Raw genomic sequence first — 7,490 nt, 5'->3', positions numbered from 1 at the left:
GAGACCACCCGCCGGGCCGCCTCGAGTAGAACCCGCCCAGTGTCAGTGATCTCCACCGACCTGGTGGTGCGGATGAAGAGCTGGGTTTTCAAGTTGCGTTCCAAGCGTTGGATTTGCTGGCTCAACGCAGGTTGGGCGATGTGCAGGCGCTCGGCCGCCCTGTTGAAATGCATCTCCTCGGCCACCGCAATGAAGTATCGAAGTTGTCTGAGTTCCATAAAGACTAAGTCTGTCTGCTTATGAGTTGATAGGCAATAGATACTTCTCTGTTATCACTGATCGAAGTAATGTAGATCACATATTCAGTCCACCGCGGCAAGAAGGCAGGAACTCTCATGACAAACACCACGACCACCCAAACCCTGGAACTCCAGCAGCTCATCAACGGGCAGTGGAACAGTGCCACAGGAGAAGAGGCACTGAGCTTCAACCCGGCCGATCCCCAGGAGGTGGTGGCCCGTTACGCGACGGCCACCCCGGAAACCCTTGAAGCGGCCATCGCCGCAGGCCGCGCCGCTTTGGCCGACTGGGACAAGACTGGCATCCTGGGCCGTGGACGTGTGCTGCGACGCGCGGCACAACTGCTCGAAGAACGCGCCGAGGACATCGCCGTGCTGATGACCCGCGAACAGGGCAAGACCTTGGCGGACTCCCGCGGAGAAGTCGGGGCGACGGTGGAGACCCTCTACTACCAGGCAGGCTCCGCCCGACGCGCCGACGGCGTCACGTACCCCTCCGGTAATGCAGACGAGTTGGTCCGCACTATCCGCCGCCCGGTCGGCGTCGTCGGCGTCATCACACCGTGGAACTTCCCCTTGCAGATCCCTGCATGGAAGATCGCGCCGGCTCTTCTATGGGGCAACACGGTGGTGTGGAAGTCAGCCAGCGACACCCCCGCCGTCGCCGTCGCCTTCGCCCAACTCATGCTGGACGCCGGCGTTCCCGCAGGGGTTTTGAACCTGGTCCTGGGCCCGGGCTCCCTCGGCTCACGCCTTGTTGAACACCCGGGCATCGCAGCGGTGACCTTCACCGGTTCCGTTCCCGTTGGCCACCAAATTCGCGAACGCGTGGTGTTGCGCGGGGCAAAGCTGCAGATGGAGCTGGGTGGGCACAATGCCGCCATCGTCATGCCGGATGCAGACGTAGCAAGTGCCGCAGCGGCCATCATCGCAGCAGCGATGAGCAGCACGGGACAGAAATGTACGGCCACACGCCGCATCATTGCCGTGGGCGACGTCCACGACAGACTGCTTGAAGCGCTGGTGCCGATGGTCAAGGCGCTGGTTTCCGGACCGGGCACCGAATCGGAGTCCTACATGGGGCCGGTCATCTCAGCCCGCGCCCGCCGCGACATTGAAGAAGCGCTGGACACCGCACGCTCAGAAGGTGCCACGGTGCTGGCCCAGGGATCGATGCCCGCAGACGCCCCTGGACACTACGTTGTACCCACCTTGCTGGGTGGTACCGAGGTGCTAAGCATCACCCGTGAGGAGGTTTTCGGCCCCATCGTGACCATGATGCGCGTTGAAAGCCTGGACGAGGCGATCGCGCTGGCCAACGCCACGGACTTCGGATTGACGGCCTCAGTGTTCACCAGCGATGAATCGGCGATCCGCCGCTGCCTCAATGAAGTAGTGGCCGGCTTGATCAAGGTCAATGCCCCCTCCACCGGCTCCGAGGTTCACGCACCTTTCGGTGGTCTGCGCGATTCCTCCTTCCCGGCCCCGCGCGAGCAGAACAGTGACGTTGCAGCGGACTTCTTCACCGAGACCAAGACCGCGTACATCCGCGTTGCACCCCAAGGGCGTGCACTGTGAGCACTCAGACACAATTCGAAGGGACACAGATCACCATGGAAGAGCTCATGCGTCCGGCTGACACCGTGATGGATCCACTGGACATGGGCGGTGCCCGGGCCACCCGGCACAGTTTCATTCGCACCATGATGCGCCGTGCCGTCAGTGCCGGATGGCAGATCCAGCGGACTCGTTTCGACATTGACGCCGTAGGGTGTGGGGCTGCGATCTACGAAGTTCGCGCAGAGTCCCACCTCTTCAGCTTCGTGGCGTTCTCGCAGCGCCTGAGCGAGGAGGAGCGCACTGACCGGGTCATCGCCAAGTCCTGGGACCTCACGGCGGCACTCGTTGAAGGGTCCGTGGACGACGAGCGGCTCGAGCGTATGCGCACTCAAGTGCCGCTTCAGGAAGGTGGACGGGCAGAGACCGGGTCCATCATTTGGACCCGTGCCAACCGCAGTGAGCGCTTCTTTGAATACGTCACTGACCGTCTGGCGCAAGGGCTGGCCCCGGAGAGTGAAAAGTTCGGCGGCTCACCGTATCTGATCCGCAGCACGGCGTTCTACAGCAATGGAAAGTGTGGGCTGGCCGACTACGAAGGACTGGAAGATGGCCACCCCCTCGCTGTTCCATTCCGCGCACACATGCTCACCGCATGGTTGCTGCGCGAGCTCAGCTACGAGATGGTCGAGGCCTGTGCCACTGCCCGCAACCCTGCGGCGGCACGACTCGAGGGCCCATGGCGCCGCTACCTGGGCATGGGCAACGCCACCGGTCTGGGCATGGTGCCCTACGCCATCAACCACCCTGAGGTGGTCAACTCCTGGGCGCTGCTGCGCGAAGTTCCGCTGACCGCAGTAGCCTCCCGCAGCGTCGAGCGGAGCGACGCCTCGGTGACTCAGGTCATCGAGTTGATGGAACAAGCAATCGACTACCTCGAAGAGCAGGAGGACATCAACACCGCACCCTTCCCCTCCGGTCCCGAGTTGGCCGATCAACTATGTGATCTCCTTGGCCAGTTGCGCGAGTGGGTGGAGCGCGGAAGTTTTGCCGGAAGTGAAACCCCGTTCATCTGGCGCCAGTTGCACGATGCGGCTGCGGCTTACGGTCCGGGCTGCCGCGGCATGGTTGCCACGGTCTTGACCGAACTGACGGAAGACCTTGATGAAACGGTCGAGTCCATCCTGCGATGCGACGAATCCCGTCGGGTCACTGCCAGCCAAAGCTGTGCCGAACTGGTCAGCTGGATCGATGAGAAGTATCCCTGGACGGCGGCCTTCGACTTCTCCCGGCCGGATTCGCAGCAACACTTCTGGTTCTCCTCGGTCAACAATGAAGAGCCACGACGTGCCCGGTTGGGTACCGATCCAGGCGCCAACGTCCAACATCCCATGGACATAGCCCGCGCCGTCGCAGCACTGCGCGCAGATCTCACTGCGGCCGAAGATCTGACGAGCGTGGGGGAATTCATGTTGACCCACCCGATGCACCGCTCCACGGTGGGCCGGGTGCAGAACGTGGGCAAGCTTCCCTATGGCGAGGTGCGGGACAACCTGCTGGCGGCGCAGTTCCTGCCTTTGAATGTCCAGCGCTTCCTGTTGGCCGTTTACGGCATGGAGAACTACACCCCGCAATCCACCGACTGGTTGCGAGTGACGTTGATGGCGGGAGCACCTCGCATCGCCGACCTCGCCAACGGCACCATGGATGATGCCTGGATATTCACCCCCCGCCCCCAAGGAGCCGATAGCCATGTCTGAACTGAGCACAACCACTCTCTTTGACAAGCCGGATGCGAAGCTTGGCTCACAGGTCCACGCTGCTGCCACGATCGTCGACGGCCTGCAGATCAACAACTGGGACCGCAATGTCCTTGAGGAACTGCGTGCCGGCGGTATCAGCGGCGTCAACGCCACCTGCGCCGTCTGGGAAGGGCCTGCCGATACTCTCAAGGCCATCGGCGACTGGTACCAGCTGGCAGCAAAGAACCCGGACTTGATGGTGCTGGCGCAAACCAGCGAAGAAATCCGCCAGGCAAAGATCGACCAGCGGATCGCGGTGTTGCTGGGCTTCCAGAACACCAGCTCCTTCGGAGACGATTTCCGGATGGTTGAAGTATTCCACCGACTCGGCGTGAAGGTCGCCCAGTTGACCTACAATATCCAGAACTTGGTCGGCGGCGCCTGCTACGAGCCTGAGGATTCCGGGTTGACCCGGTTCGGGCGCACCATCGTCTCGGAAATGAACCGCGTGGGCATGCTCATCGATCTGTCCCACGTCGGCAATAGAACTTCCTTGGATGCGGTTGAGGCTTCGGTGGCCCCGATCGCCATCACCCACTCGAACCCGACCTGGTTCGTGGAAAACCCTCGCAACAAGCCCGACGAAGTCATCCGTGCAGTCACCGACGCAGGCGGGATGCTCGGTTGCTGCCTCTACCCGCTGGTCATTGGGGGCAAGAAGACAACCCTTGATCAGTTCTGCCAAATGATTGCGCGCCTCGTCGATGAGCTGGGTCCCGAGCGTGTTGGGCTGGGAAGCGACTGCACACGAAACTGGGACACCGAGTACGTTGGCTATTTGCGCAATGGCCGCTGGCAAGCAGAAGGGGAAACCAAGGCAACGTGGCCTGAATGGCCCGAGTGGTTTGTCGGCCCCGAGGACTTCCCACGGTTGACCGACGGACTCCTCAAGGTTGGCCTCGATGAAACAACCGTCCGCGGCGTGCTGGGGGAGAACTGGCTCAACCTCTTTGACGATGTTTTCACAGGAAGGGAAGTCTAATGTCCGTCATCACCCAGAAAGCAGGAACCATGCAAACAGCGCAAACAGTACCCATGATGCGGTTGGCCATGCGCGAAGTTCGCGAGTTCGCCTACCGTGCACTGATGACCAAAGGGGCAAGCAATGCTGAGGCCCAAGCCGCGGCACGGCAAGTGCTGTTCGCCGAAGTTCACCACAGCACTGGACTGCAGGCTCTCGCCACCTGGCTGCGCGACGGCTCGTGGACGTTGGGTGCCCTTTCCTACGTCCGGACCGAGACACCCGAAGGAAAGAGCTACGCGGTGGCTCCTGAATCCCGGTGCCACGCATTAGTCCACGGTGTCCTGCTGGTGGATGTGGCCAGTACGGGAGTTGGCAGTGAAGTGCTGTGCAATGCGGTCGACCATAATTGCCACCTCCTTGACGAGGCACTGCTCAATGCCGCGCAGAGCTCCGGCTACACAGTTGTGCACCGCAGCGCAGCCAACTCGAACCGGACCACGTTCGCTACCCCGGCCGGTGAGCTGGGCAACGGTTTCAGTGCGGAGAACCAAACTGGGCCACATGGTGGGCCCTCTGCTCCTTACGGTTCTCGGATTTACACAGCGCAGACAGCTCCCCAGGGAGACTTCTCCTTCTCAAATGCCGAGGAACGAACGGCTCAGCGGGTGGAGCTGGCCCACAGTGGTATTCCGGTCAACGCCGCGACGTGGGCCGAAGTTCGCGAAGTGGCTGCTGGCTACTTGGTGGCGGACGCATGAGCGAGATTCAGCGTCGCTGGCATGAAGACGGAAAACCTCGCCCCTACACGGCCACTGCCACGTTCGGGGGTGTTGTCTGGGCGTGCGGCCAAGTGCCCACCAAGGCCGATGGCTCCACCCCTGAAACCCTGGGGGACCAGGTGGATACGGTTTTTGACAACTTGGAGAAGGTCCTTGCCGATGCCGGTGCCGACCTCTCCAGGGTTTTGAAAGTCACAGTGTTCCTCGCCGACTTCGATGAATTCGATGAATTCAACGCGGCCTACCTGAATCGTTTCGTTGGGCTGACACTCCCTCCGCGCGCTACGGTCCAGGTAGCTCGGTTCCGTGGGGCCAAACGTATCGAAATGGATGTGGTTGCAGCTGCAAAGTAGCGGTAACTGTTGCAAATATTGAAGTAACTCGATCAAGAAGCGCACCCGGTGCAAACACCCCGGGTGCGTTTCCTTTTTGGCGTGACTGGAGCTGCGCAGACAGTAGAAAATCTATAAATAATATTGATTGACTTAATGCCTTGAGGGGATCATTCTAAAACTAAAGATTCTTTACGTTAGTCACGACCCGCCACCATGGCCCGCCTCCGTTGCTGACCCTATTGAGGAAGCATCATGATCAATTCTTTGTTTGCAAGCACACCCACACGTGGTGAACCGCCGGATGCGTCGCGGCACCGCCCCCAGTGGAGGCGCTTGGGCCTTCTGCTTGCACTGGCCTCCGCGCTGGCCCTCGCCATTGCCGTGATGGCTGCACCGCAACCGGCCCAGGCAGTGACATCCATCGATGGGCAATGGACCGTCTCGCATGGTGGGACCGGTCAGCTGACGCTCAACAGCAACGGCACCTATACTTCAAGCTGTCAGGTGTATCCCAACTACGCCGACGCTTGGTGTCCGGCCGCCTCGGGTACCTTCCAGTACAGCACAGCGGGAACTGCCGGCGTGACTTTCAATGGCGCCGACGGCACCACCACCTCGTACCGGGTCAGCGGTCTCGTCTCCAGCCCGGACACCATCACGTCCGTCTTCGGCAGCACAACCTCCTCCGCATTGGTGATGACGAAGGGCCCCAATTTTGTCTGTACGGACTGGGGGACCAATGGCTACATGATGAAGGGTAGCCCGCTGGTTTACCTGGATTCCACCGGTACTACCCTTTATGCCACCGGCTCACATCAACTCATAGGTCCTGCAACCGCCGACACCCAGGTCTCACTGGCCGAGACCGCGCCAAACTACTTCCAAGTCGGCTCTTGCGCCAATTTTGCGCCGGTCATCCACATCGACAGCTTGCGTGACACCAGCGTCACTTCCTCCCCGGGAATGTGGGCCCCGAAAGTAACCGTCGTGCTGAAGGATGCGACGGGAGCGTTCGTCTCCGGCGCAAAGGTAACCGGTCAGTTCCCCGATGCGGACATCGTGAACCGACTGACCAGTTGTGTTACCGCAGCAGATGGCACATGCACGCTTGGGAACTTCGAGCTCGCCAATTCCATGACGAGCACCTCATTCACGGCCTATCTAGTCGAGAAAACCGGGTCAGTCTGGGATCAAAGCCAAGCGACTCTCACGCTCAACTACCCGACCATAACCACGCCGACCCCCACGCCGACACCCTCTCCAACTCCAGTGGTGATTCATGTCGGGGATCTGGATAATTCCACCACGGCCGCTTCATCTATCAGAAAGTGGCAACCTAAGGTGACCGCCACCGTTGTGAACTCGGCTGGGGCCGCAGTGGCTGGTGCAGCCGTCAGCGGAACATTCACCAACCACAAGGGAACGCTGATCTGCACCACCGCAGCCAACGGCACGTGCACACTGGGAAACTTCTCCCTCACTCGTTCCACTACCAAAACGGTGTTCACGGTAACCAACGTTGTCAAGGCTTCGTCAACGTACGCGCCGAAGGCCAACAGCGACCCTGATGGTGACAGCAACGGAACGACCATCACCATCGCGCGCCCATAAAAGGGGGTCCCTGCCCGAGGATGGAAAACCCTGAAATCTCGACCGGCCTGGTAAATGCACCAGACCGGCCGAGATTTTTTGACCAGCATTTGGGTTCGCCAACGCCGACCGCGGTGGCTACCCCTTTTGCCCCTTCGTCACAACGAAAGTCGGCCCGGCTACGACGCTGGTGTTTTCAACAAGTTGTGCAGTCCCGCTGACCG

General features: G+C 60.8%; 7 protein-coding genes. 6 read left to right on the top strand and 1 reads right to left on the bottom strand.

Translation table 11 applies throughout. From position 1 onward, the window contains the following. A partial coding sequence (locus Q4P21_RS11950; RefSeq protein ID WP_303388992.1) for a LysR family transcriptional regulator occupies window positions 1-218 on the bottom strand: 218 nt, incomplete at its 3' end. 117 nt (window positions 219-335) lie between these two features. Here Q4P21_RS11950 and Q4P21_RS11945 point away from each other — a divergent pair. The 6 genes from Q4P21_RS11945 (at window position 336) to Q4P21_RS11920 (ending at window position 7,287) form a co-directional block, all read left to right on the top strand. Beyond that, window positions 336-1,817, top strand: a complete 1,482-nt coding sequence (locus tag Q4P21_RS11945; RefSeq protein ID WP_303388991.1) for an aldehyde dehydrogenase — start codon at window positions 336-338, stop codon at window positions 1,815-1,817. Further along, complete coding sequence (locus tag Q4P21_RS11940; protein ID WP_303388990.1) at window positions 1,814-3,556, top strand: hypothetical protein; 1,743 nt, start codon at window positions 1,814-1,816, stop codon at window positions 3,554-3,556. The genes Q4P21_RS11945 and Q4P21_RS11940 overlap by 4 nt, the downstream gene beginning before the upstream one ends. Beyond that, a complete protein-coding gene (locus Q4P21_RS11935) occupies window positions 3,549-4,580 on the top strand; it encodes a membrane dipeptidase (RefSeq protein WP_303388989.1) in 1,032 nt (343 codons plus the stop codon). Before Q4P21_RS11940 ends, Q4P21_RS11935 begins: the two co-directional genes overlap by 8 nt. Then, window positions 4,580-5,320: a hypothetical protein gene (locus tag Q4P21_RS11930; RefSeq protein ID WP_303388988.1), complete on the top strand. Its 741-nt coding sequence runs from the start codon at window positions 4,580-4,582 to the stop codon at window positions 5,318-5,320. Before Q4P21_RS11935 ends, Q4P21_RS11930 begins: the two co-directional genes overlap by 1 nt. Beyond that, window positions 5,317-5,694: a RidA family protein gene (locus tag Q4P21_RS11925; RefSeq protein WP_303388987.1), complete on the top strand. Its 378-nt coding sequence runs from the start codon at window positions 5,317-5,319 to the stop codon at window positions 5,692-5,694. Before Q4P21_RS11930 ends, Q4P21_RS11925 begins: the two co-directional genes overlap by 4 nt. A 234-nt stretch (window positions 5,695-5,928) precedes the next feature. Then, window positions 5,929-7,287 carry a hypothetical protein gene (locus Q4P21_RS11920; RefSeq protein ID WP_303388986.1) on the top strand — a complete coding sequence of 453 codons (1,359 nt, stop codon included), beginning with the start codon at window positions 5,929-5,931 and terminating at the stop codon, window positions 7,285-7,287. Window positions 7,288-7,490: the final 203 nt, after the last annotated feature.

The sequence above is a fragment of the Arthrobacter sp. genome, from assembly GCF_030540645.1.
In the GTDB taxonomy this organism is placed as follows: Bacteria; Actinomycetota; Actinomycetes; order Actinomycetales; family Micrococcaceae; genus Specibacter.
Note: the sequence above shows the minus strand (reverse complement) of the source record. Positions and strands in the feature narration are given on the sequence as shown.

Excerpts from the sequence above, each read along its gene's own strand:
- Q4P21_RS11945 (WP_303388991.1), top strand. The coding sequence starts at position 336 with ATGACAAACACCACGACCACCCAAACCCTGGAACTCCAGCAGCTCATC.
- Q4P21_RS11925 (WP_303388987.1), top strand. The coding sequence starts at position 5,317 with ATGAGCGAGATTCAGCGTCGCTGGCATGAAGACGGAAAACCTCGCCCC.
- Q4P21_RS11935 (WP_303388989.1), top strand. The coding sequence starts at position 3,549 with ATGTCTGAACTGAGCACAACCACTCTCTTTGACAAGCCGGATGCGAAG.
- Q4P21_RS11920 (WP_303388986.1), top strand. The coding sequence starts at position 5,929 with ATGATCAATTCTTTGTTTGCAAGCACACCCACACGTGGTGAACCGCCG.
- Q4P21_RS11930 (WP_303388988.1), top strand. The coding sequence starts at position 4,580 with ATGTCCGTCATCACCCAGAAAGCAGGAACCATGCAAACAGCGCAAACA.